We start from the raw sequence: 21,650 nt of genomic DNA, 5'->3' as shown, positions 1-21,650 counted from the left end.
TGCCGACAGGCCGCGCCAGCTTGAGATGACCGCCGAGACCGACCACGACCTCACACGCGAGCCCGTTGCGGCGCACGAGCCGTCGCCGCGGTCGGGCAGCATTGCGCTGGTGCTGCTGGTGGCCGCCGGCCTCGTCGCCGTCGCCGTCGGACTGATGACGCTCGGACGGGTGCAGGCGCAGCCCTATATCCTCGGTGTCCTCGCCGTGCTGGCGATGGTCGGCCTGTTCAACCTGTTCGCCTTCGCCGCCGGCATCATCCGCTTCGCCGACCGCAATCTCGACGATCCCATCATTCGCCGCATCTCCGATCATGCCTTCGACGGGCTCGCGGTCACCGATGCCCGCGGCCACGTGGTCTATTCCAATGCCGCCTATCTGACGCTGACCGGTGCCAGCGGCCCCCAGGACGTGCGCCCGGTGGAACGCGTCTTCATCGGCAATCCCGATGTCTCCGAAGCCGTGTTCCGGCTGCTGAAGGCCGCGCGCGAGGGCAAGCGCCAGCAGGAGGAGGTGCGCATCTCCGGCCATGACGGCAGCCAGGGCCGCTGGCTGCGCATGCGCGTTCGCCCGCTCGGCACTGAAAAGCGCGAAGCCAAATACGCGGTATGGTCGATCGCCGACATCACCCGCGACCGCGAGCGCCAGGAGGACGTGTTCCAGGAGCTCCAGCACGCCATCGAATATCTCGATCACGCGCCGTGCGGCTTCTTCTCGGTCAATCCGGCCGGCGAGCTCGCTTATGTCAACGCGACGCTGGCGAACTGGCTCGACTACGACCTCGCCGAGATCGGTTCGGGCGGCCTCAAGCTGACCGACATCGTCTCCGGCGACGGCGCCTCGCTGCTGACGTCGATCGTGGCGGTGCCGGGCGAGGTGAAGACGGAAGTCTTCGACATCGACCTGCGCATGCGCACCGGCAAGACCATGCCGGTGCGGCTCTATCACAAGCTCGCCTTCGGCGCCGACGGCGCGCCGGGGCCGTCGCGCACGCTCGTGATCAGCCGCGCCCGCGACGAGCGCAGCGATCCCGACCGCGCCGCCGAAGTGCGCTTCATGCGCTTCTTCGACCATACGCCGATGGCGATCGCGACCGTCGACCGCGGCGGCAACGTCGTGCGCGCCAATGCCCGCTACGCCAAGCTCGGTCAGGCGCTGGGGCTCGACAGCGCCTCCAAGTCGATCTTCCGCGCGGTCAATGCGCGCGACCGCCACCTCCTGATCGCGGCCATCAACCAGGCCGCCGAAGGCCAGGCCGACATCGCGCCGGTCGAGGTGGCGCTGGAAGGGGCCAAGGAACGCTGGGGCCAGTTCTTCGTCACGCCGGTCGATTCGGCCGAGAACGACGCGGAAACCGCCATCGTGCACATGCTCGAGACCACCGAGCGGCGCGCGTTGGAGAACCAGATTAACCAGTCGCAGAAGATGGAGACGGTCGGCCAGCTCGCCGGCGGCATCGCCCACGACTTCAACAACGTGCTGTCCGCCATCATGATGGCGAACGACTTCCTGCTGAACGCGCACAAGCCGACCGACCCGTCGTTCCAGGACATCATGCAGATCAAGCAGAATGCGACGCGGGCCGCGACCCTGGTGCGGCAGCTGCTCGCGTTCTCGCGGCGCCAGACGCTGCGGCCGCAGGTGCTCGATCTCGGCGACGCCCTGAGCGATCTCACCATGCTGCTGCGCCGGCTGATCGGCGAGAAGGTCAAGCTCGACCTCGTCCACGGCCGCGATCTCTGGCCGGTGAAGGTCGACGTCTCCCAGTTCGAGCAGGTGATCGTGAACCTCGCGGTGAACGCGCGCGACGCCATGCCCGACGGCGGCAAGCTGATCATCCGTACCGCCAACGTCACCACCGAGGACGCTGGCAAGCTTGCTTACAAGGGCATGCCGGCGGCGGATTATGTCCGGATCGAGGTCGCCGACACCGGCACCGGCATTCCCGCCGACATCCGCGACAAGATCTTCGAGCCGTTCTTCTCGACCAAGGAAGTGGGCAAAGGCACCGGCCTCGGCCTGTCGACGGTCTACGGCATCGTCAAGCAGACCGGTGGTTTCATCTACGTGGACTCCGAGCCGGGGCAGGGCACCTCGTTCCACATCTTCCTGCCGCGCCATCACGCCGAGCCGGAGGTGCAGGTCGAGCAGCCGGCTGTCGCCAGCGCGACCAATGGCGCCGCGAAGGAAGCCGCTTCCGTCGAGGCCAAGCCGCGCACCGATCTCACGGGGCAGGGCACCATCCTACTGGTCGAGGACGAGGAGGGCCTGCGCGCGCTCAATGCCCGCGGCCTGCGCTCGCGCGGCTATACCGTGGTCGAGGCCGAGAACGGCGTCGAAGCCATGGAGATGCTGGAGGAGCAGAGCGGGGCCATCGATCTCGTCGTCTCCGACGTCGTCATGCCCGAGATGGACGGCCCGACGCTGCTGAAGGCGATGCGGGAGAAGAACCCCGACATCAAGTTCATCTTCGTCTCCGGCTACGCCGAGGACGCCTTCGAGAAGAGCCTGCCCGAAGGCCAGCAGTTCGACTTCCTGCCGAAACCGTTCACGCTCAGCCAGCTCGTGGCGGCGGTGAAGGAGACAATGACGAAGCAGGGGTGAGGGCGCGCGCTCGGTGCGCATCCCCACCCCCGCCGGTAACTGGTGACCACGGTTCCCTTCCACGGCCAAATCCCCGTCCAATATGGGCTTTTGCCACATCCCCGCGACTGAGGGCCGCAGCCACAAGTTCCGAAACCGGCTTCACTTTTCGGCAAGTCTGCCCATCTTAAGCGCACATCCCCATGCCGGGGATTTGGGAAACGAACATGAATTTCTCGCTACGCTCCCGCAGTCTCTTCAAGACGATCGCTGTCGTGCTGGCGCTTGCGCTGCCGACTGCACTGGCGATCTCGTCCGCGGACGCGCGCGTCGGCGGCGGCTCCTCGTCGGGGTCACGCGGCTCGCGCACCTATTCCGCTCCGCCCCCGACCACGACGGCGCCGGGCTCGGCCTCGCAGTTCAACCGGACCTACACCCAACCGGGCGCAGGCATGAACTCGGCTGCTGCCGCGCCCGCGCGCGGCGGCCTGTTCGGCCGCGCCGGCGGTTTCATGGGCGGCCTTGCGGCCGGCTTCCTCGGCGCCGGCCTGCTCGGCATGCTATTCGGCGGCGGCCTGTTCGGCGGTCTCGGCGGCCTGTCCTCGATCCTGGGCCTGATCATCCAGATCGTGCTCGTGGTGCTGGTGGTGCGGCTGGCGATGTCCTGGTGGCAGCGCCGTCACTCGCCGCAGGCGGCCTATGCCAATGCCGATGCGGGCGCAGCTCCCGGACCGCAGGCGAACCAGCGCAGCGGTCTTGGCGGTGGTCTTGGCGGCTTCGGTTTCGGCGCCAATGCCAACAACGCGCCGCTCGAGATCAAGCCGGACGATTACGAGTCGTTCGAGCGCTTGCTCGGCGAGGTTCAGACGGCCTGGTCGAACGAGGACGTGGCCAAGCTGCACACGCTCGCGACGCCTGAGATGGTCTCCTATTTCGACCAGGACCTCGCCCAGAACCGTGCGCGCAACGTCGTCAACAAGGTCACCAACGTCAAGCTGCTGCAGGGCGACCTCGCCGAAGCCTGGCGCGAAGGCGAGACCGACTACGCCACGGTGGCGCTGCGCTTCGCGCTCACCGACAAGACGCTGGACCGCAACAGCGGCACGCTCGTCGCCGGCAGCGAGCAGCCGGGCGAAGTCACCGAGGTCTGGACGTTCGCCCGCCGGCCCGGCAGCGGCTGGGAATTGTCGGCGATCCAGCAGACCAACTGATCGCAACGCGATTGAAGACAAGGGCGTCGTGCTTCGGCACGGCGCCTTTTCTTTTGTGCCCCCTGCATCGCGGCATCGGAATAAGTGCGGGCGCACCGGGTTGAAATCTGGCGGCCAACGACAAACAGAACGGGAGGACAAGATGATCCGTATCAAGAGATCCCTGGCTATTTCCGCGCTCGCCGCGGTCCCGCTCGCATGGCTTGCGGCACCGTCGGCGCAGGCGCAGTCGGCCGACATGACCTTCTTCGTGACCTCCAGCGGCCCGGGCAAGGGCGCCGATCTCGGCGGCCTGGAGGGAGCCGACGCGCAGTGCCAGAAGCTGGCTCAGGCCTCCGGCGCCGGCGCCAAGACCTGGCGCGCCTATCTCTCGACGCAGGCCGCCGACGGCAAGCCGGCCGTCAACGCCCGCGACCGCATCGGCAAGGGACCGTGGCAGAATGCCAAGGGTGCGGTGATTGCCAAGGACGTCGCCGAGCTGCACGGTCCCGCCAACAACCTCACCAAGCAGACGGCCCTCAGCGAGAAGGGTGAGGTCATCAACGGCAGCGGTGACACGCCGAACCGGCACGACATCCTGACGGGGACTCAACCCGACGGCACCGCGTTCGCCGCCGGGGACGACAAGACCTGCAAGAACTGGACGTCGAGCACGCAAGGTGCGGCGGTGGTCGGCCACGCCGATCGCAAGGGCCTGCGCGACGACGAACCGTCAAAGTCCTGGAACAGCTCGCACCCCTCGCGCGGTCCCGATGGTGGCTGCTCGCAGGCCGATCTGAGGAGCACCGGCGGCGACGGGCTGCTGTATTGTTTCGCTGCGAATTGAACTGACGGGCGGAGCTCTTTCCTCCGTCATTGCGAGCCTCCGTCATTGCGAGGCGCTCGCGACAAAATTGCGTAGCAATTTTGCGCTGAAGCGACGAGGCAATCCAGCGTCTTTCCGCAGAGGCAATCTGGATTGCTTCCGCCGTCGCCAACGCTTCGGCGGGCAAGTCGCTACGCGCAAATGACGGAGGATGTCGCACATCCGTCTCGCCCTGCCGGAACCTCCAGCCGCATGCTACATTGGTCCGATCGCTCCCACGTGCACGGACCCTTCCCATGAAATACGAGCTCTATTACTGGCCCGAGATCCAGGGCCGCGGCGAATATGTGCGGCTGGCGCTGGAGGAGGCAGGCGCGGCTTACGTCGATGTCGCGCGCGGAGCACGCGGGACGGCGGCGATGATGAAGATGATGGACGCGCAGAAGGGCACGCCGCCCTTTGCGCCGCCGTTCCTGAAAGCGGGCAAGCTCGTCATCGGCCAGACCGCCAACATCCTGCTCTATCTCGGCGCCCGCCATGGGCTTGCGCCGAAGACGGAGGCCGGAAAGCTCTGGGTGCACCAGCTTCAGCTCACGATCACGGACTTCGTCGTCGAGATCCACGACACCCATCATCCGCTCGGACCCTCGCTCTATTATGAGGACCAGAAGGCACCGGCGAAGAAGCGCACGGCCGACTTCTGGGACGAGCGCGTACCGAAATATCTTGGCTATTTCGAGCGGCTTCTCGACGGGAGCGGCGGCACCTATGTCAGCGGTCGCCGCCTGACCTATGTCGATCTCTCGCTGTTCCAGCTCGTCGCGGGGCTGCGCTATGCCTTTCCCAAGCGCATGAAGGCATTCGAAGCGGATGTCCCGGGCCTTGTCGGTCTGCACGACCGCATTGCCGCGCGGCCGAACATCAAGGCCTATCTCGCAAGCCCGCGCCGCATTCCCTTCAACGAGCAGGGCATCTTCCGCCGCTACCGCGAGCTGGACGGCTAGCGGTTCGGACGGGAAAAGGATCAGCCCTCACCAGACGCCGGGCATGAGGCGATAGCGCACCCGCGCCGCATAGTCGGTATAGCCCGGCAGGCCCTCGCGCAGCGTGCGCTCCTCGATGGAGATGCGGACCGCGAACAAGGCGACGAAGAGCGGCAGCATCGCAAGTCCCCACCACGACCCCAGCAGCAGCGGGAGGCCGGCGAAGAACAGCACCATGCCGCTGTACATGGGGTGGCGGACATGGGCATAGGGACCGGTCGAGATCACGTGCTGCGCACGCTCGGTCTGCAGCTTCACCACGGGGGCGGCGAATGAGTTCTCGCGGAAGACCCACATGGTGAACAGTGTCGAGGCCAGGAACAGCACGAGGCCGAGCGCCTGCAACGCAGTCGACATGTCGGAGGATTGAAAGCGCCGGTCAAGCCCCATTACGACCAGCCAGGCCAGCATCACGAAGACGAAGGCCGTCATGAACATCTTGTCGGCGGCGGGCTGATCCTTTTGCAGCACCGGCCGCAAACGTTCGGCCAGCAGCGCCGGATCGATCCGGTAGAGCCACCAGCCGCAGAGCGGGCCGAGGAGCGCGGAGGTGGCGAGGAACGTCCAGGCCGACGGCCAATGCAGTGTTCCCGCGGATACGAACAGCACCGCGCCCATGGCGACGACGAAGACCGTGTTCTGCAACAGCAGGCGTGCGATCATGCGCAGGTCCCGGGTGAGCGGCGCACGATGTTGGTGCAGCTATCCGGCAAAGATGCGGCCGGACGTGCGAAAGGCCCGATCAACCGGATCGGGCCCGTCCGTGGCAAGCCTGATCAGGCGAGCTGATCGATCCGCGTGCCCTGACCCGGCGGCAGCGGCGCGGGCGGTTGCGGCTTGAAGGTCGGATCCTCGTCCTTGACCTTGGTCTGGTCGTCCTGCTGCTTGGTCGTGTCGTAGCTGGGAACCACGATCGCGATCGGCGGCGGTGCTACGGTAGAAACCTTCATCCGCAAATCCTCACATATGGAAACAATTGAGCCTGCCCTGCGAGGCGCGAAAATTCCTTCAAGGCAATCGTTAAAATGCGAGGGATTGCGTGGGGATGGGCTGTTCTCGCGCTTCATCTAGCTGGATGAGGGCGATGACAAATCTCTCCTCGTCATTGCGAGGAGCTCGCGACAAAATTGCGTAGCAATCTTGCGCTGATGCGACGAAGCAATCCAGACTGTTTCCGCGGAGAGATTTCTGGATTGCTTCGCTCGCAATGACGGAGTCCGTGGCGAGCAGCGACGCGCAACATGTGCACTGTGTGCGCAGCAAGTGCAGAGGGAGAAAGCCGCCGCCTATTCGTCCTTGCCGCGGGTGATCGCGATGGAAGCCTCCGTCTTGGTGCGGGTGCATTCCATGTTGAGCCGGCGATAGCGCATGCTGACCTTGTCGCCGCGGAGCAGGCCCATGCGCTTCAGGCAGCGTGTCGCGCCGGTCGTGGTGTCGTCCTTGGTCACGGTGAAGACGATTGCCGCCATCGACCCCACCAGCCCGTAGAATTCCGGCTTGGGCTTGCGATCGCCCTTGGCATAGAGCTCGATGGAATATTTGTCGCCGCGGCAGGCGACCGACAGCTCCTTGGCCGCCGGGTGCGAGAGGTAAACGACGTTGCGTGCCCGGAAATTCACCTTCAGGCGGTCGACCTGGTTCGCCAGTTCCTTGGCGCTGTCATCGCAGCGGTCGGCCCGGGCCGGCGAGGTGAGGGTCACAAGGCCGGTGATGGCGGCGGCGACCAGGATCGCGCCGCGGACGTCTAGTTTCAATGTCATGATGAAAAGCCCCTTAGGGCGCGCATTCAAGCGTCGGCGGACGCGAAGCGCAAGGGTGGGGTCCGGCCTTTCCACGTGCTGCGCTACGCCTTCCCAAACGCCCGCGCCGTCCCCTCTCATGCGTCCCGGTCCCTTCCTTTTCCATCCAAAATGGGCTTAGAACGCTTCTATGCGAGGGCCCGTGCGTGGCCCCAAACCCCGGATTCGCCCATGAACGCCCCGACCGCCTTCCCCGACCAGTCCAAGCCCGTTCCTCCCTACAAGCACACCCCCCTGTTCCCGCTGGGCAAGGACGAAACCCCCTACAAGAAGATTTCGTCCGAGGGCGTCCGGGTGGAGAAGGTCCTGGGGAAAGACATGCTGGTGGTGTCGCGCGAGGCGCTGCGGGCGCTGTCGGAGGCGGCTTTCGGCGACATCAACCATTACCTGCGCCCCGGCCATCTGAAGCAGCTCCGTGCCATCCTGGAGGACAATGAGGCCAGCCCCAACGACAAGTTCGTCGCGCTGGACTTCCTGAAGAATGCCAACATCGCGGCCGGCGGCGTGCTGCCGATGTGTCAGGACACCGGCACCGCGATCATCATGGGCAAGAAGGGCTGCAACGTCATCACCGACGGCGACGACGAGGCGGCGCTTTCGGAAGGCGCGCGCGATGCGTACCTGCGCCGCAATCTGCGCTACTCGCAGGTCGCGCCGCTCTCGATGTACGAGGAGAAGAACACCGCCAACAACATGCCGGCGCAGTGCGAGATCTACGCCGAGGGCGACGATGCCTACAAGTTCATGTTCATGGCGAAAGGCGGCGGCTCCGCCAACAAGAGCTTTTTGTTCCAGGCAACGCCCTCGGTGCTGACCAAGGACCGGCTGCTCGCGTTCCTGAAGGAAAAGATCCTGACCCTCGGCACCGCCGCATGCCCGCCCTATCACCTCGCCATCGTGATCGGCGGCACCTCGGCCGAGCTCTGCATGAAGACGGTGAAGCTTGCCTCGGCGCGCTATCTCGATGCGCTGCCGACCCACGGCTCGCCTGACGGCAACGCCTTCCGCGACGTCGAGATGGAGAAGGAAATCCACAAGATGACGCAGTCGCTCGGCGTCGGCGCGCAGTTCGGCGGCAAATATTTCTGCCACGATGTGCGCGTGATCCGCATGCCGCGTCACGGCGCATCGCTTCCCATCGGGCTCGGCGTGTCCTGCTCGGCCGACCGCCAGGTGCTCGGTAAGATCACCAAGGACGGCATCTATCTCGAGGAGCTCGAGCACAACCCGGCACAATACCTGCCGCAGGTCGAGCAGTCGCTCGGCGGCGAGGTGGTCAAGATCGACCTCAACCAGCCGATGAAGGACATTCTGGCGACGTTCTCGAAATATCCGATCAAGACCCGCGTCTCGATGACCGGCACCATGATCGTCGCGCGCGATAGCGCCCATGCCAAGCTGCGTGAGCGGCTGGAGAAGGGCGAGCCGCTGCCGGATTACTTCAAGAACCATCCGGTCTATTACGCCGGGCCCGCCAAGACGCCCGAAGGCTACGCCTCCGGCGCGTTCGGTCCGACCACCGCCGGCCGCATGGATTCCTTCGTCGACCAGTTCCAGGCCGCCGGCGGCTCGATGGTGATGGTGGCCAAGGGCAACCGCGCCCCCGCCGTGCGCGAGGCCTGCAAGAAGTATGGCGGCTTCTATCTCGGCTCGATCGGCGGCGCGGCGGCCAATCTCGCCGAACACTGCATCAAGAAGGTCGAGGTGCTCGAATATCCCGAACTCGGCATGGAAGCGATCTGGCGCATCGAGGTCGTCGACTTCCCCGCCTTCATCATCATCGACGACAAGGGGAATGACTTCTTCAAGGAACTGAACTTGGGCTGAGGCTAGTTCACCTCGCCCCGGTTGCGGGGAGAGGTCGGACTTTGCGCGTGGCGCAAAGTCCGGGTGAGGGGACTCTCCACGAGTCCGACTGTCTCCGTCCTTGCGGAGACTCCCCCTCACCCCAACCCTCTCCCCGCAAGCGGGGCGAGGGAGAACACTCAACTGCAATTCGTGACCTGGTTGGAGCACAGCGCGCGCCACCAGCCGCGCACGCCATCGTGACTCTCGACCAGACCCCAGAAGCCACTGCAGGCCAAGAGCCGCTTCGGCCCGCCGTCGGCGTCGATCGGGCCGCCGAGTTCGCGCTGCGCCGGCATCCATTTGGCGTCGACGAAGGGCGCCTGGAACAGGCCGCCCGCGCGCGTGCCGCCATTGGCGTAGTTGGCGCCGACCTTGTTGGAGGCGACCCAGCCACGCCCGGCATAGGGCTTTGGCGCGCTGCGTGGGTATCGCTTCTCGTCCTCGTAGTCCTTGCCCGGTGGCTTGGCCCCTTCGATCAGGAACCAGCCGTTCTTGAAGCCGATGATGCGGAATTCGGTGAGCCAGCCGCCGTCGGGCGTGTTCTCGGCGCCGCCGAGCTTGAGCCGGTAGGGCGGCGGCAGCGTGCCGAGCACGCGCCCTTGCACCGACGGTTCGGCGCGCACGTTGAGGCCTTTGGGATCCTGGTCGATGGACCAGGCGCCGAGAGCGCAGGGCTCGGCGCCCTCGGGCAGCGATGAGCGCTTTTCGGCGAGCTCGGCGTGCAGTTTTGCGAAATCGCTGTCGTCGTCATCGGGCTCGGGGCGCGGCTTCAATTCGGCTGAGACCGCGCGCGTCGCATCCGGCGTCAGCGTGACGACGAGGCTCTGACGCGCGGCAAACACGCTGGCCGGCGTCTTCGGATCGTTCGATGTCGCGGGATAGACGGCGAGATAACCGGTCGCACTTTCCGTGCGATAGGCGAGGCCGGCGACGTAGCCTGCCGGCACCATGGCGAGCGCGCTTGCGCGCCACGCCGGTTCGGTGTCTTCCGCGTGCGCCGCCACCGATGCTGCGACACACAGCAACGTCGCCGCGACGAGGCGGATGTTGGGCATGTGCCGAAGCCGCGGCGTTACGCCCGTACGCCCGTAAACGGAAAGCTGCCCATCGGGCCGATGCCCATCTCGCCGCTCATGCTGTCGCCGGAGACCTTTCCGATAAACTCGAGTGTCAACGGCATCGGATTGGTGATGGAAACCTTCCAGTTGACGGCGTCGCCACTGATGGTGCCGTCGAAGATCTCTGCGGTGTTGCCCTCTGCGCCCTGCGTGCCCGTCAGCGTGCCGCCGGAACTCAGCAGGGTCAGCGTCGCCTGGCGCTCGCCCATCGGCGTCGTCATGGTCAGATTCCAGTTGCCGTCTACGGCCATTCCCGTCTCCCGAACAAATCCCGGCGGACCGCGACGATCCGCGGTCAGTCCCGAGCGAGCCTATAACCCAACTCGCAGCTCCTGCCTAACGCCCGAATAGGGCATTTAGGCGCGGGCGGCGGCGCGCCGGCGGCTGGTGACGATGAGGCGCAGAACGACGTATTGAACGGCAAAGGCCAGGATCTTGCCGCCGCCTGCGACCACCGTGAGGTAGAACGCCCACAGCTTCAAATCGCCGGTCGATGCGACGACGATCATGCCGGCGCCGAGCACGAACATCAGCGCGGCCCAGGCATAGCCCGCAGCCGTCACATATTCCGGAACGGCCTCGACGACCATCGGCGGCATGTAGCGCAGCATCCAGCCGCGCTTGAGCATGATGAAGCCGATCGCGAAATGCGCGATCGAAGGCTTGGCCATCATGAAGCGGGGATCGTTGGTCAGCAGCGTGATCGTGCCGAGGCCGACGACGAGCGCGAGGCTCGCATACGTCATGTAATTGAGGTGCTGCCCCCTGATGCGCGCGTGGATCACCTGCGCGACCGCGCCGGCGATCGCCACCGACGTTGCCAGGATGACGTTGTCGGTGACGAGATAGATGACCAGGAAGAGGATGGCGGAGAAGAGATCGGAGGCGAGGCGGGCGAATACGACCTTCATCGGCAGTCCTGTTCAGCGGGCGTTCGGCAATGCGCGGGCCGGCGTACCGTACTTGATCTGGCGATACTCGGGATACCATTTTGTGAAGTAAACCGCGCTGTTCCGAGCGGCGAAGGCGACTGCAAGGCTCGACCAGAGCGGCAGGCCGGGGACGTAGATCAGCACGAGATTGGCGGCCGCCATCAACAGCGCGGCCGCGGTCCAGGCGCCGGTGATGACGTAATTGGCATGGAGAAAGCCGGGCATCGCCGCGGTCTCGGCCGGCACCGCTTCCAGCGCATATTGCAGCGTGAAAGGACGGCGGAGCAGCATCGAGCCGAGCGAGATGACGAGGATGCCGATGTCGACCGACAGCTTGACGCCGAGCGCGCCGAACTGCGGATCGACCAGCGCGAGGTAGAGCCCGATGGCGGCGAACACGACCGCCGAGCCTGCGGCCAGGGTCTTCACCGAGCGGCCACGCACGACATCGATCGCGACGGTTGCGAGGCAGATCGCGGAGGCCGCGAACACGCTCGAGGCGGCCGACGTCACCAGCATCAGAAAGGTGAAAACGCCGTAGGGCGCGAGGATCAGGAAGATCGCCATGGGCCACCTCGGTCAGGTGAATCTTTACGATGTAAAGATCGATAGTTCAGGAGCGGCGCCGGGTCAAGTCAAATCTTTACAGTGTCAAAATAACGTAGGCGGCGTATAAAAGCTGAATGGCCGCAGTCGTTTGGTCGGACACCTCTGCGGCGATTTCGGCCCAGGGCAGGTGTGACAAAACCGGCAGCGCGCAGGCGATCGCGAGGCCGAGGGCGAACAGGATGCCGCCGTTGAAGATGACCTGGCCGCTCCGCCGCAGCTGGATCATATGGAGGGCAGCGACGGCGCAGATCAGGGCGATCACGGCCAGGAAGTGGGCGGCGATTGCGGGCATCTGCATGCGGTGCTTCCTTGGTGACACGTCGTGCTGTGGCTTTGGGACGCCCCGGAGTGACGGGCGCTACTGCGCGCCCACCCAATTGCCGTGAAAGCCATCGGGCACGCGGTGGCCGAGCTGCACCAGCGCGACGGGACCCGCCTCGACATCGGTGGCGTTGAACACCGCGAGGTCGCTGCGGTTCTCTCGCGCCCGCCAGATCACCGCGAGCAGCCAGCCGTCGCCCTCAGTCGCATCCTTCGATCGCTCGACGAACACAGGTTCGGAAATGGTGTCGCCGGCGGGCAGCAGATAATGGCCGAGCCGCCTTCCATTGCCGTCGACATGGACGACGCCGGAAAGCGCGCCGAACATCGGCAGTTTCGGATTGGCGCAGGCGTACCAGCCGTGACGGTTCTTCAGCCCGGCGCGGCGGTCGTCGATGCGGGGGAATTCGCCGGTGAGATCGTCAAGATACGTCTGCTGGAAGCGGTCGGTATTGCCTGAGAGGTCGAACGTCCAGCGGCAGTGCCGGGCGCGCGACTTCTCCGGATCGGTCGGCCGACCGTCGGGATGCGGAAACAGCGGCGCTTCCTCGAACTGCATGACGTCCGCGACGATGCGATTGTCATCCTCCCACGCGTTCATGACGTGGAAGACGTAGCAGGCTTCGGCACGGAACCAGACGATGTCCTTTGCCGCGCCGCTGCGCTTCATCACGCCGACATAGGCGCCCTTGTCCGGCTCCCAGGCGTAGGGCGGCCGCCCGCTCATTGCGCGCTCCATGCTGCCGGTAATGGGGAGGATCGGAAACAGCACATGGTTCGCGGTGACGATGAAGTCGTGCACCATGCTGGCATAGGGCGCCTCGAACCGCTCGAAGCGAATCGCCTTGCCGGAAGCATCGATCGAGCCGTAGGAGAGGGCAGAGGTCAACGGCCCGGCGGCGTTGTAGCCGAAGAACACCAGTTCGCCGGTGATGGGATCGATCTTCGGATGTGCGGTGAAACTGCCGGCGAGGCGGCCCTGATAGTTGTGATAGCCGCGGGTCGCCAGCGTGCCCGGTTCGATCTCGGTCGGCAGATGCGCCTCTTCCAGCGCAAGCAGCTTGCCGGCATGGAAGATGATGTTGGTGTTGGCGACGCCGCCGTCGGTGAGATCAGCCGGGGCATCCGGAAGCTTGCGGCCGAAGCCGCCGAACAAAGCGCGGCCGGCGTCGTGCTCGGCAAGCCATTTCGGCGTGCGGACCCAGCGGTTGCGGTAGCTGGCGCGGCCGTTCTCGAGGTGGAAGGCGTGCAGCATGCCGTCGCCGACGAACCAATGCGCGCCGGGCGAAGAGAACTGCGGATTGGGACCGTTGCGATAGAGCGTGCCGTTCAGATCCCGCGGCAATTCGCCGATGATCGTCAGGAATGGCGCGTCCGCCTCGAACGGGATCGGCGCGATATTGTTCCGGCGCTCGGCAATGGCGTCGTGCTGCACGGGCATATCCTCCGTATCTTTACATCGTAAAGATCAAATAGCGTCGATTGCCAATCCGGTCAAGCGAAATCTTTACACTGTCAATATTGCGTCATATAGCTTGCAAATGATCAAGACCGACACCAAGAGCGAAGCCGCACGAAGGCCGCGTGCCTCCAGAAAAACGACGTCGACCGCGGCATCGCGTCCGGCACGCCGTACCACGAGCGCGAAAACTGAGGCGCCATACCATCACGGCGCCTTGCGCGAGGCGCTGCTCCAGGCCGCCGAACGGGTGCTGGAACGCGACGGGCTCGCGGGCCTCACACTACGCGCGGTGGCACGCGAGGCGGGCGTTTCGCACGCCGCGCCCACCCACCATTTCGGCGATCTCACCGGCCTCCTCAGCGAGCTCGCGGCCGTGGGCTTCCGGCAGTTCAACGCGGCGATGACCGCGTCCTGCGATGCCGCCGCCACGCCGCTCGAAGCCGCGCTGGCGCGGCCGAAGGCTTATGTCGCCTATGCGCAGACTCATCCCGGCATGTACGGCATCATGTTCCGCTCCGAGCGGCTGGATTATTCCAGGCCCTCGCTGCACGAGGCCGCCGAAGCCTCCTTTGCCGGGCTCGCGAATGCCATCGGCGCGATGCGGCAGGAGCAGATCAGCGGCGACACGCTGACGCTGAACCAGGGCGCCGCCATCGCACGCGCCTGGTCGATGGTGCACGGCTTCACCATGCTGCTGCTCGACGGACGGCTCGAGGACATCCTCGGGCGGTTGCCCGAGGGGACCACGGCCGAGCGCCTGCTCGAGGCGATGCTGACCGCGCCCGTGTCCCCGAAGCATCCTGTATAGCGCCGTTTGGGGCGCCTAAAGCGCGATGCGATTAGGATGAATCGTCATCGCGCTTTAGGTTGTTGTTTAAGCATGATCTTTTCGGAAAACCGCTGCGCACTTTTCCGGATCATGCTTTAGCGCATCGTCGCAAGCTCGACGGCGCGGCCGCGCGTGCCGATGATCTTCACCTCGTCCTTGCCGCAAGCGAAGCCACGGGCGGAATCGTCCGCGGCCTTGCGCGCAAGCTCATTGGCGGTGGGATTGGCGATCGCATCGACATAGGCGACGTGGCAGACCGGGCCGGGCGGCAGCCGGGTCACGACCAGCATGGCTTTGGTATTCGGCCGTCCCTGCTTGTCGGGATCGCTGTTGTCGGCAATGTGCCAACGCTGGATGATCGCAAACGGCTTTGCGCCCACCGCGCGCCATTCGATCGTGTTCTCCGACCAATTGAACGGCGCGAACCAGGCCTTGGCGGCCGGTTCCTCGGCGGCTTGCTTGCGATTGCGGCCGACCGAGACGATTTCGCGAAGATCGTCCTCGGCAACCAGCACCAGGAGGCCGCTCTTGCCCGGACATGCCCGCGCGGTACTGCCGTCGAGCTCGCTGGCTCTACCGATCTGGCGGCAATCTTTTGGCGCCGTCGAGGTGTAGATGCTGCCCACGGATTGGGCGTCGGCACTGTTCAGGCCGATGCAGGTCATCAAGACGGCAAGACCTATGCTGGCGTGGTTCATCATGAGGCCTCGAGGGCGTGGGAACTTCGTCCCATCAGACGTCTTGATTGTGGGCAAGGTTCAAACTGCGACGGGATATACCTGACAGCGCCGCGGAATCGTTCTAGAAGAGCGGCTTCGCTTGGGCTTCTCCAGCCTCGTTCGCGTCCTCATTCTCTCGATCATGCCAGCCATCTCGAACAAACCTTATCGTGTCGGCCGCTCCAAGACCGGACTCGGCCTCTTCGCCACCAAGCCGATCAAGAAGGGCACAAGGATCATCCGCTATTTCGGACCGATCCTGGATTCGCGGATTCCAGCGCACGACGAGATCGAGAACAAGTACCTGTTCGAGCTCAACGGCCGCTGGACCATCGACGGGTCGGTGCGCAAGAATCTTGCCCGCTACATCAATCATTCCTGCCGGCCCAACGCCGAGTCCGACGTCCGGCCGCGCGAGCGCAAGGTGTTCATCCGCGCCATCAAGAACATCGAGCCGGGCGACGAGATCAACTACGATTACGGCACCGATTATTTCAAAGCCTATCTGAAGCCGATCGGCTGCAAGTGCGATTCCTGCGAGAAGAAGCGCAAGAAGCTGCGCGCCGAGGCGCGGGCCGAACGTGCCAAGGTGAAGGCGCGCAGCGAGCGCAAGGCCGAGAAGTCGGGCGCGAAGGGCCTCAAGAACAAGGCCGCCAACAAGAAGCTCAACGGTCACGCCGTCGGCAAGGCCCGCGCGCCGGCGTAGCCTGCGCTTCCAGCTCCGCTGGCATGCTACGTAAGGAGCGCATCGTCAGGTGTCATTCCGGGGCGATGCGCAGCATCGAGCCCGGAATTTCGAGATTCCGGGTCTGGTGCTCGCGCACCAGCCCGGAATGACGGTGACTTGACGGTGACTTGGCCTCACGCCGCCGCCACGCTCCCGCTCCTTCGCAAGCCCACATATTGCAACTCTGCGAACACGCCCGTGGCGATTGCCTGCGCGACGACCATGAGCTCGCCGGCGAGGTTCGGCGACACCGCGCCGGAGAGCAGCAGCGCGATGCTGCCGACGGTCCAGGCCGCGTTGCCGACCACGACCAGCAGCACGAGCGCCCTCGCCACCGCGGCGCGCGAAGCGAGCCAGCCGACCAGCGCGGCGTAGGCGATCAGGAACAGACCGGTCTCGCGCAGCAGCGCCTCGGGCAGGTTGAACAGCGCAGCGAAGGTGCTCGCGCCGAAGGCGAAGCCGAGGGCGGCGACGCCGCTGAAGACGGCATCGGCCAGCAGGGCGCGGCGGAGGAAAGTGGATGCAACGATCATGGTCGGTCTCCTTGCTTGTGGGGTGAGGTCGAGTTCACGGCCGTCCGCGCCACCAGGCGCGGAGCCGGCGGGCGAGACGGTAGGGGCAGAGGCTTCTGCCGACGCCGTGCTCGAAGGCGATGACCTGTGCGACCACGTAATCGCCGGTCGAATGCACCAGCGGCTCGGGCATGTTGAGGCTGCGCGCCAGCATGCGGGTCGCGAGCGCCAGGGCCCAGGGAACAAGGTGGTCTGCGATGGTCCGGTAGAGCAGCAGCGCGATCATGGTCATCTCCTGTAGAACCGAAGATGCGCCGGCCCGCGGGCCAATTCGATTACCTCAGGGGTAAGGCAGATCGCTATTCAGGACAGTCTTGGGATGTTCGACGCTGCTCGCAATTCGCGAGAAATCCCGGTGGTCCCGGCTACGTCGAGACGCCAAACAGCCTGCGCAGAGCCGGCAACCATTCGCCGGTCATCGTGAACTCGAGCCCGAGTCGGGCTCCGCAGGCGATCGCCAGTAGGGTGATCGGCGCCGAGACGGCGAGGGTCGAGAACGCGGTCAATCCCTGGCCGATCGTGCATCCCATCGACATGACGCCCCCGATGCCCATCAGGAGCGCGCCGGTCATGTGACGCTTCAATTCGCGTGCGTCGTCGCAGGCCTCCCAACGGAAGCCGCGCGCCAGCATCGCTGCGGCGAATGAGCCTGCCACGACGCCGGCGACGGAACCGATCCCAAAATTCAGCCGCGCCCCGGAGAAGGTGGCGATGTAGAGGATGGTGTCGCCGAGCGGCGCGACGAAGCTGAGCGAGGAGACGCGGACCGAGTCGAATTCGTCATCGGCAAGCCAGCCGGTCGCGAACCAGCCGAATGCGATCGCGCCGCCGACGGCAAGGCCGGAGGCCAGCAGTCGCGGCGATCGCACCAGCCTGCCGTCCGCGAGAGCCCAGACGGCGAGCGCCGTGGCGATCGAGACGACGAGGAACGCGCGCAGCGCGCCTCCCGCACCGAGAAGCGAGGTCAGCGTCTGGTCGCTGCCCTCGGAGAGCCGCAGGGACAACGGCTCGATCAGCATCATGCGCAGCACGCCCGTGATGCCGCGCATGGTTGCGAGCGCCGAGAGGCCGAGCACAAGAAAGACCACGATGGCGCGCAGATCTCCGCCGCCGACACGGACCAACGTGCCGAAGCCGCAGGTGCCGACCAGCGCCATGCCGATGCCGAACGTCAACCCGCCCAGAATCGCGCCGCCAAGCCCGAGCGACGGCGTCAGGTAGATCGACCGCGACAGATCGACGATGCCGAACTCGGCGAGCGCCTGGGTCGCCAGCAGCGCCACGGCCGCAGCCAGCGCAAAGGACTTCAGCCGACGCAAATCCGACCCGAAGAACGCATCCTCGAGCATCGCCAGAGTGCAAAATCGTCCCGCGCGACCCGCGACACCGAGCACGGCGCCGGCTGCAAGCCCGCATGCAAACGCTATGGTCGACGGGTTCAGCATTCCTCCCGGAGATGTTTGTTGCCGTTCCGGGCAGCTTGCGCCGGAGGGTTTGCGGAAAGCCAGAGCGGATAATTACCGGCGCCGCCGGCGCACCGGCTCGCAGAACACGTCGTAGACGGCGGTCAGTATCTTGCGGACGTCCTCGCTGGCGAGGCTGTAGTAAATGGTCTTGCCGTCGCGGCGGGTGGTGACCAGACGGTCGAGCCTCAACCGTGCGAGCTGCTGGGATACCGTCGACTGCCGCTCGCCGAGGAATTGCTCGAGCTCGGTCACGGACTTCTCGCCCTCGGCGAGGATGCAGAGCAGCAGCAAGCGGGATTCATGCGACAGCGCCTTGAGCATGTCGCTCGCCTCGCGCGCCTTCTCGATCATCTGCTCGAGTTCGGCGGAGCCCTCGATCTCCTTCAGCTTTGGCAACGGCATCGCGTCAAGTTCCTCATAGGCATCACTGGTCACGACCTGCCCGGCGTCGATCCCGAACCTGTCAGGATGCGGTTCAGCAGGCCGAAGAAGAAGGCATCGCCCGGATAGCCGCGAATGCGGCCGATCTCCCGACCCTCTTTTACCACGACGAAGGTCGGCGTGAAGGCACCCGGATCAATTCCGGAGAGATCGGCGGGCAGGGGGCGGCCGAGGTCGACGCGGCGCAGCGGCGCGGCCTGGCTTTCCTCGGTCTTGCCGTAGATCGGCGCGATCTCGGAGTCGAAGCGGGCGCACCAGACGCAACCGGCCCGCTCGAACATGACCAGTTCGGCCGCGCGGGATCCCGTCGCCGGCAGCGCCAGCGTGATGCCGGCCAGGAGCAATGCCAAGAGCAATGCGACGTGTCGGCTCATCCCGCGCCTTGACCTCCGGACCTCTGGACTTCCCTGGTTCTTTATATCATTAAATTCGCATATGTAATAGGTGGGGACAATGACCTTGGATGTCACGCTTGGTGCGGCCTTTGTCGCTGGCCTGTTGTCGTTTCTGTCGCCCTGCATCCTGCCGCTGGTCCCGCCGTTCCTGTGCTACATGGCCGGGGTCTCGGTCTCGGATCTCTCCGATGGGCAGCCCGCATTGCGGTCGCGCATCCTGGTCTCTGCCTTGGCTTTCGTAGCCGGCTTCTCCCTGGTCTTCGTGGCGCTGGGTTCGACCGCCTCGATTGCGGGGCGCTTCATCTCCGCCCATATCTCGACGCTCGGCATCGTCGCGGGCCTCCTGATCGTCTTGATGGGTCTGCACTTTCTCGGTGTGCTCAGGATTCCGCTGCTCTATCGCAGCGCAACGCTGCAGGTCGAGAGCCGGCCCGCCGGCGTTGCAGGCGCCTTCGTCATGGGGCTGGCGTTCGCGTTCGGCTGGACACCCTGTGCAGGTCCGATTCTCGCGGCCGTCCTGTTCATGGCGGGGTCCGAGGACACCACTGCCAGGGGGGCTCTGCTGCTGTTGTCTTATTCGGCAGGGACCGGCATTCCCTTCCTGATCGCTGCCGCTTTCACCGGTCGCTTCGTCGCCGCGCTCGGGCGCGCCCGCCGGCACCTGGCCATGGTGGAGAAGACGATGGGCGCCTTTCTGGTCGCGACCGGATTGATGTTCCTGACCGGGCTGATGCCGGCCGTCTCGGAATGGCTGCTGGAGCATTTCCCTGCATTGACCAGCATCGGTTGACCATCACGCTTCAGCCGAAGCGGAAATCGAGAAGCTGCGCGTAAGACTGCAGCTCGATCAGGTAGCGATGGACGAGCGGCCCGTCTCCGGCCATCGCCGCATGGGAGATCTCGGTGCTGCTGGCGATCGCGCCGTCGATCAGCCGGCGGAATTCACTTGTATCCGCCACGTCCGCCCGGGCCCAATCGTTGCAGCGTTGCAGACGGTCGCGGAATGCGCTTGCGCTGGCGATGGTATCCTCGGCCCGTGCCGGGGCGGGATGCTCGCCATAATGCGTGGCCGCAACGCGCAGCTTGTCCATCGCGGGTGCGATTTCGAAGACGCAATCGGCAAGGCCGTAGAGGCCGGATCGACGCCTGAGCTCGTGAAACGACCGGCGGAGCAGGAGCAACTCTCGTCCGGCGGCGACCACGTCCCCGCCGTCGAGCGCGCGCGCGGCCGCGCCAAGACGCTCGCCGCCTCGACCGAGAAATTCCGTCAGCGCGACAGGCGCGTAAGGAGGGTGGGGAAAGGGCGTATGTGTCGCGAGCTGCTTCCAGGTAGCTGTGGCCTCTTCGATTTCCATCTGCGCCAGCGCAATGTTTCCGGTCCGTGCATAGCTCGCGGCGGTGCGCAGATTGGCCATGATCGGCTCCATCGCCGCTGCGAAATCCTTCGCGCTGTCGCCCTCGGCGCCCAGCGCGAGCGTTCCGGAGATCAACCACGCCAACAGCACCATGATGCAGCGCAAGATCGGAAATCCTTGTTACATTCGAGTATTCGAATATTATAATAGAGCTGCCTCGACCCGCAATATTGTCCAAGGTTGAAATTCCCGATGCACCTCTTCAGGCCGACGCGGCGAGATGTTCTGGCATTGGCTTCGGGCGCCGCACTCGCCGCGAGCCGCGGGGAGGCCGTGGCCGAACCCGCGCTCGGAGATGACGGGCTCTATCACGAGCCCTGGTTTCTGCAGAGCTTTCTCGATCTGCGCGAGGACCTCGACAGCTCTGCCGCCAACGGCAAGCGCCTCGCCATCATGTGGGAGTTGCGCGGTTGTCCCTATTGCCGTGAAACGCATCTGGTGAATTTCGCAGATGCCGGCATTGCGACCTACATCCGCGACAATTTCGAGGTTCTCCAGCTCAATCTGGTCGGATCCCGCAAGGTGACGGACTTCGACCGCCAGGAATTGTCCGAGAAGGACCTTGCCCAGAAATACGGGATCAGGTTCACCCCGACGTTCCAGTTCTTTCCGCCATCGTCCAGCGGCATCGAAAAGCGGGAGCCGATGGCGCGAGAGGTCGCTCGGGCGCCCGGCTATCTGAAGCCGCCGCATTTTCTCGCGATGTTTCGTTTCGTGCGGGATCGCGCCTATGAGCGCGGCTCGTTCAAGGACTTCCTCGCCACCAGCGGCTAGTCCGACGCCGCGCGCAAATATGTCTTGACGCGATCAAAGACATCAACATATCATAATAAATGAATGTGATGGATCGTCGGGTCCGTCACGAACGAGGCGGGCGTCACCTCGCCATCCCTGGGGTAGGAAACATGCGGCGCTCGCTTGCAGCTGCGTTTGCCTGGTGTCTCACGATCGGAAGCGCTTGTGCGCAGGAGCCGATCAAGCTCGACGTCGTCGATGATTCTCTGCCGAAATCCCTGACCGGCGCGCCTGGCGATGCCGCCGCCGGCAAGAAGGTGTTCCTGACGCGCACGCTCGGCAATTGCCTGGCCTGCCATCAGGTCACCAGCCTGAAATCCCAGGAATTTCACGGCGAGTTCGGCCCGTCGCTCGACGGTGTCGCCGGCCGCTACAGCGAGGCCCAATTGCGCCTCATCATCGCCGACCCCAAGCGCATCTTCACCAACACGGTCATGCCCGCGTTCTTCAGGAACGAGGGCCTCAGCCGGGTGCGACCGGAATTCGTCGGCAAGTCCATTCTGACGGCCGCGCAGGTCGAGGACGTCATCGCTTTTCTCAAGACGCTGAACTGACGGCGAGG

27 protein-coding genes are annotated in these 21,650 nt (G+C 65.1%); 11 read left to right on the top strand and 16 right to left on the bottom strand.

Going from position 1 to position 21,650, the window contains the following annotated elements; translation table 11 throughout:
* Positions 1-25 precede the first annotated feature (25 nt).
* The 4 genes from cckA to AC066S_RS21375 all read left to right on the top strand — a co-directional run bounded on the left by cckA (position 26) and on the right by AC066S_RS21375 (position 5,601).
* A complete protein-coding gene (gene cckA / locus AC066S_RS21390) occupies positions 26-2,602 on the top strand; it encodes a cell cycle histidine kinase CckA (RefSeq protein WP_126260784.1) in 2,577 nt (858 codons plus the stop codon).
* 182 nt (positions 2,603-2,784) lie between these two features.
* Positions 2,785-3,792, top strand: a complete 1,008-nt coding sequence (locus tag AC066S_RS21385; RefSeq protein WP_126260785.1) for a Tim44 domain-containing protein — start codon at positions 2,785-2,787, stop codon at positions 3,790-3,792.
* Between the two features lie 142 nt (positions 3,793-3,934).
* Complete coding sequence (locus tag AC066S_RS21380) at positions 3,935-4,618, top strand: lectin (RefSeq protein WP_478270541.1); 684 nt, start codon at positions 3,935-3,937, stop codon at positions 4,616-4,618.
* Between the two features lie 275 nt (positions 4,619-4,893).
* Complete coding sequence (locus AC066S_RS21375) at positions 4,894-5,601, top strand: glutathione S-transferase (protein WP_135169121.1); 708 nt, start codon at positions 4,894-4,896, stop codon at positions 5,599-5,601.
* A gap of 27 nt (positions 5,602-5,628) precedes the next feature.
* Here AC066S_RS21375 and AC066S_RS21370 read toward each other — a convergent pair whose 3' ends face one another.
* The 3 genes from AC066S_RS21370 to AC066S_RS21360 form a co-directional block, all read right to left on the bottom strand.
* Positions 5,629-6,303: a methyltransferase family protein gene (locus tag AC066S_RS21370; protein WP_478270540.1), complete on the bottom strand. Its 675-nt coding sequence runs from the start codon at positions 6,301-6,303 to the stop codon at positions 5,629-5,631.
* 113 nt (positions 6,304-6,416) lie between these two features.
* On the bottom strand, positions 6,417-6,590 hold the full coding sequence (locus tag AC066S_RS21365; RefSeq protein ID WP_164937146.1) for a hypothetical protein: 174 nt from the start codon (positions 6,588-6,590) through the stop codon (positions 6,417-6,419).
* A 336-nt stretch (positions 6,591-6,926) separates the two neighbouring features.
* Positions 6,927-7,400 (bottom strand): hypothetical protein, encoded by a 474-nt coding sequence (locus AC066S_RS21360; protein ID WP_126260789.1) that lies wholly within the window; start codon positions 7,398-7,400, stop codon positions 6,927-6,929.
* Between the two features lie 210 nt (positions 7,401-7,610).
* Between AC066S_RS21360 and AC066S_RS21355 the strand changes: the two genes are divergently transcribed.
* Positions 7,611-9,266, top strand: a complete 1,656-nt coding sequence (locus AC066S_RS21355) for a fumarate hydratase (RefSeq protein ID WP_126260790.1) — start codon at positions 7,611-7,613, stop codon at positions 9,264-9,266.
* A gap of 158 nt (positions 9,267-9,424) precedes the next feature.
* Here the strand turns inward: AC066S_RS21355 and AC066S_RS21350 are convergent, their stop codons facing one another.
* The 6 genes from AC066S_RS21350 to AC066S_RS21325 form a co-directional block, all read right to left on the bottom strand.
* Complete coding sequence (locus tag AC066S_RS21350) at positions 9,425-10,342, bottom strand: SH3 domain-containing protein (RefSeq protein WP_478270539.1); 918 nt, start codon at positions 10,340-10,342, stop codon at positions 9,425-9,427.
* 17 nt (positions 10,343-10,359) lie between these two features.
* Entirely contained in the window at positions 10,360-10,656 is a 297-nt protein-coding gene (locus AC066S_RS21345; protein WP_028181202.1) for a hypothetical protein, read from the bottom strand.
* A 105-nt stretch (positions 10,657-10,761) separates the two neighbouring features.
* A complete protein-coding gene (locus tag AC066S_RS21340) occupies positions 10,762-11,316 on the bottom strand; it encodes an inner membrane-spanning protein YciB (RefSeq protein WP_478270538.1) in 555 nt (184 codons plus the stop codon).
* Between the two features lie 12 nt (positions 11,317-11,328).
* Positions 11,329-11,904, bottom strand: coding sequence for a hypothetical protein (locus AC066S_RS21335; protein WP_478270537.1), 576 nt, complete (start codon positions 11,902-11,904; stop codon positions 11,329-11,331).
* 76 nt (positions 11,905-11,980) lie between these two features.
* A complete protein-coding gene (locus AC066S_RS21330; RefSeq protein WP_126260794.1) occupies positions 11,981-12,244 on the bottom strand; it encodes a hypothetical protein in 264 nt (87 codons plus the stop codon).
* Between the two features lie 60 nt (positions 12,245-12,304).
* Complete coding sequence (locus tag AC066S_RS21325) at positions 12,305-13,702, bottom strand: carotenoid oxygenase family protein (RefSeq protein WP_478270536.1); 1,398 nt, start codon at positions 13,700-13,702, stop codon at positions 12,305-12,307.
* Positions 13,703-13,808: 106 nt separating this feature from the next.
* On the opposite strand from AC066S_RS21325, the gene AC066S_RS21320 reads away from it, so the two are divergent.
* The gene (locus tag AC066S_RS21320) at positions 13,809-14,537 is read left to right on the top strand and encodes a TetR/AcrR family transcriptional regulator (RefSeq protein ID WP_478270535.1); all 729 of its coding nucleotides are present in this window, start codon (positions 13,809-13,811) and stop codon (positions 14,535-14,537) included.
* 116 nt (positions 14,538-14,653) lie between these two features.
* Here the strand turns inward: AC066S_RS21320 and AC066S_RS21315 are convergent, their stop codons facing one another.
* Positions 14,654-15,256: a hypothetical protein gene (locus AC066S_RS21315; RefSeq protein WP_164718998.1), complete on the bottom strand. Its 603-nt coding sequence runs from the start codon at positions 15,254-15,256 to the stop codon at positions 14,654-14,656.
* Between the two features lie 163 nt (positions 15,257-15,419).
* Here AC066S_RS21315 and AC066S_RS21310 point away from each other — a divergent pair, with 163 nt between their 5' ends.
* Complete coding sequence (locus AC066S_RS21310; RefSeq protein WP_126260943.1) at positions 15,420-15,983, top strand: SET domain-containing protein; 564 nt, start codon at positions 15,420-15,422, stop codon at positions 15,981-15,983.
* A gap of 155 nt (positions 15,984-16,138) precedes the next feature.
* On the opposite strand, the gene AC066S_RS21305 is transcribed toward AC066S_RS21310, so the two are convergent.
* The 5 genes from AC066S_RS21305 to AC066S_RS21285 all read right to left on the bottom strand — a co-directional run bounded on the left by AC066S_RS21305 (position 16,139) and on the right by AC066S_RS21285 (position 18,857).
* Complete coding sequence (locus AC066S_RS21305; RefSeq protein ID WP_135169130.1) at positions 16,139-16,537, bottom strand: hypothetical protein; 399 nt, start codon at positions 16,535-16,537, stop codon at positions 16,139-16,141.
* Positions 16,538-16,571: 34 nt separating this feature from the next.
* Positions 16,572-16,802 (bottom strand): hypothetical protein, encoded by a 231-nt coding sequence (locus tag AC066S_RS21300; RefSeq protein WP_478270579.1) that lies wholly within the window; start codon positions 16,800-16,802, stop codon positions 16,572-16,574.
* A gap of 139 nt (positions 16,803-16,941) precedes the next feature.
* A complete protein-coding gene (locus tag AC066S_RS21295) occupies positions 16,942-18,021 on the bottom strand; it encodes a YeeE/YedE family protein (protein WP_478270534.1) in 1,080 nt (359 codons plus the stop codon).
* 72 nt (positions 18,022-18,093) lie between these two features.
* Positions 18,094-18,444 (bottom strand): ArsR/SmtB family transcription factor, encoded by a 351-nt coding sequence (locus AC066S_RS21290; RefSeq protein WP_028137430.1) that lies wholly within the window; start codon positions 18,442-18,444, stop codon positions 18,094-18,096.
* Between the two features lie 29 nt (positions 18,445-18,473).
* Positions 18,474-18,857: a thioredoxin gene (locus tag AC066S_RS21285; RefSeq protein ID WP_478270533.1), complete on the bottom strand. Its 384-nt coding sequence runs from the start codon at positions 18,855-18,857 to the stop codon at positions 18,474-18,476.
* A gap of 79 nt (positions 18,858-18,936) precedes the next feature.
* On the opposite strand from AC066S_RS21285, the gene AC066S_RS21280 reads away from it, so the two are divergent.
* Entirely contained in the window at positions 18,937-19,668 is a 732-nt protein-coding gene (locus tag AC066S_RS21280; protein ID WP_478270532.1) for a cytochrome c biogenesis CcdA family protein, read from the top strand.
* 10 nt (positions 19,669-19,678) lie between these two features.
* Here the strand turns inward: AC066S_RS21280 and AC066S_RS21275 are convergent, their stop codons facing one another.
* Positions 19,679-20,293: a hypothetical protein gene (locus AC066S_RS21275; RefSeq protein ID WP_478270531.1), complete on the bottom strand. Its 615-nt coding sequence runs from the start codon at positions 20,291-20,293 to the stop codon at positions 19,679-19,681.
* Here AC066S_RS21275 and AC066S_RS21270 point away from each other — a divergent pair.
* The 3 genes from AC066S_RS21270 (at position 20,292) to soxX (ending at position 21,642) form a co-directional block, all read left to right on the top strand.
* Positions 20,292-20,477 (top strand): hypothetical protein, encoded by a 186-nt coding sequence (locus AC066S_RS21270; RefSeq protein WP_478270530.1) that lies wholly within the window; start codon positions 20,292-20,294, stop codon positions 20,475-20,477. The genes AC066S_RS21275 and AC066S_RS21270 overlap by 2 nt on opposite strands.
* A gap of 8 nt (positions 20,478-20,485) precedes the next feature.
* Positions 20,486-21,067, top strand: a complete 582-nt coding sequence (locus AC066S_RS21265; protein WP_478270529.1) for a SoxW family protein — start codon at positions 20,486-20,488, stop codon at positions 21,065-21,067.
* A gap of 131 nt (positions 21,068-21,198) precedes the next feature.
* Positions 21,199-21,642, top strand: coding sequence for a sulfur oxidation c-type cytochrome SoxX (gene soxX / locus AC066S_RS21260; protein ID WP_126260803.1), 444 nt, complete (start codon positions 21,199-21,201; stop codon positions 21,640-21,642).
* Positions 21,643-21,650: the final 8 nt, after the last annotated feature.

The sequence above is a fragment of the Bradyrhizobium sp. CFUWI genome (assembly GCF_056429085.1).
The sequence above is the reverse complement of the archived record's forward strand: the minus strand, read 5'-3'. Positions and strand labels throughout refer to the sequence as shown.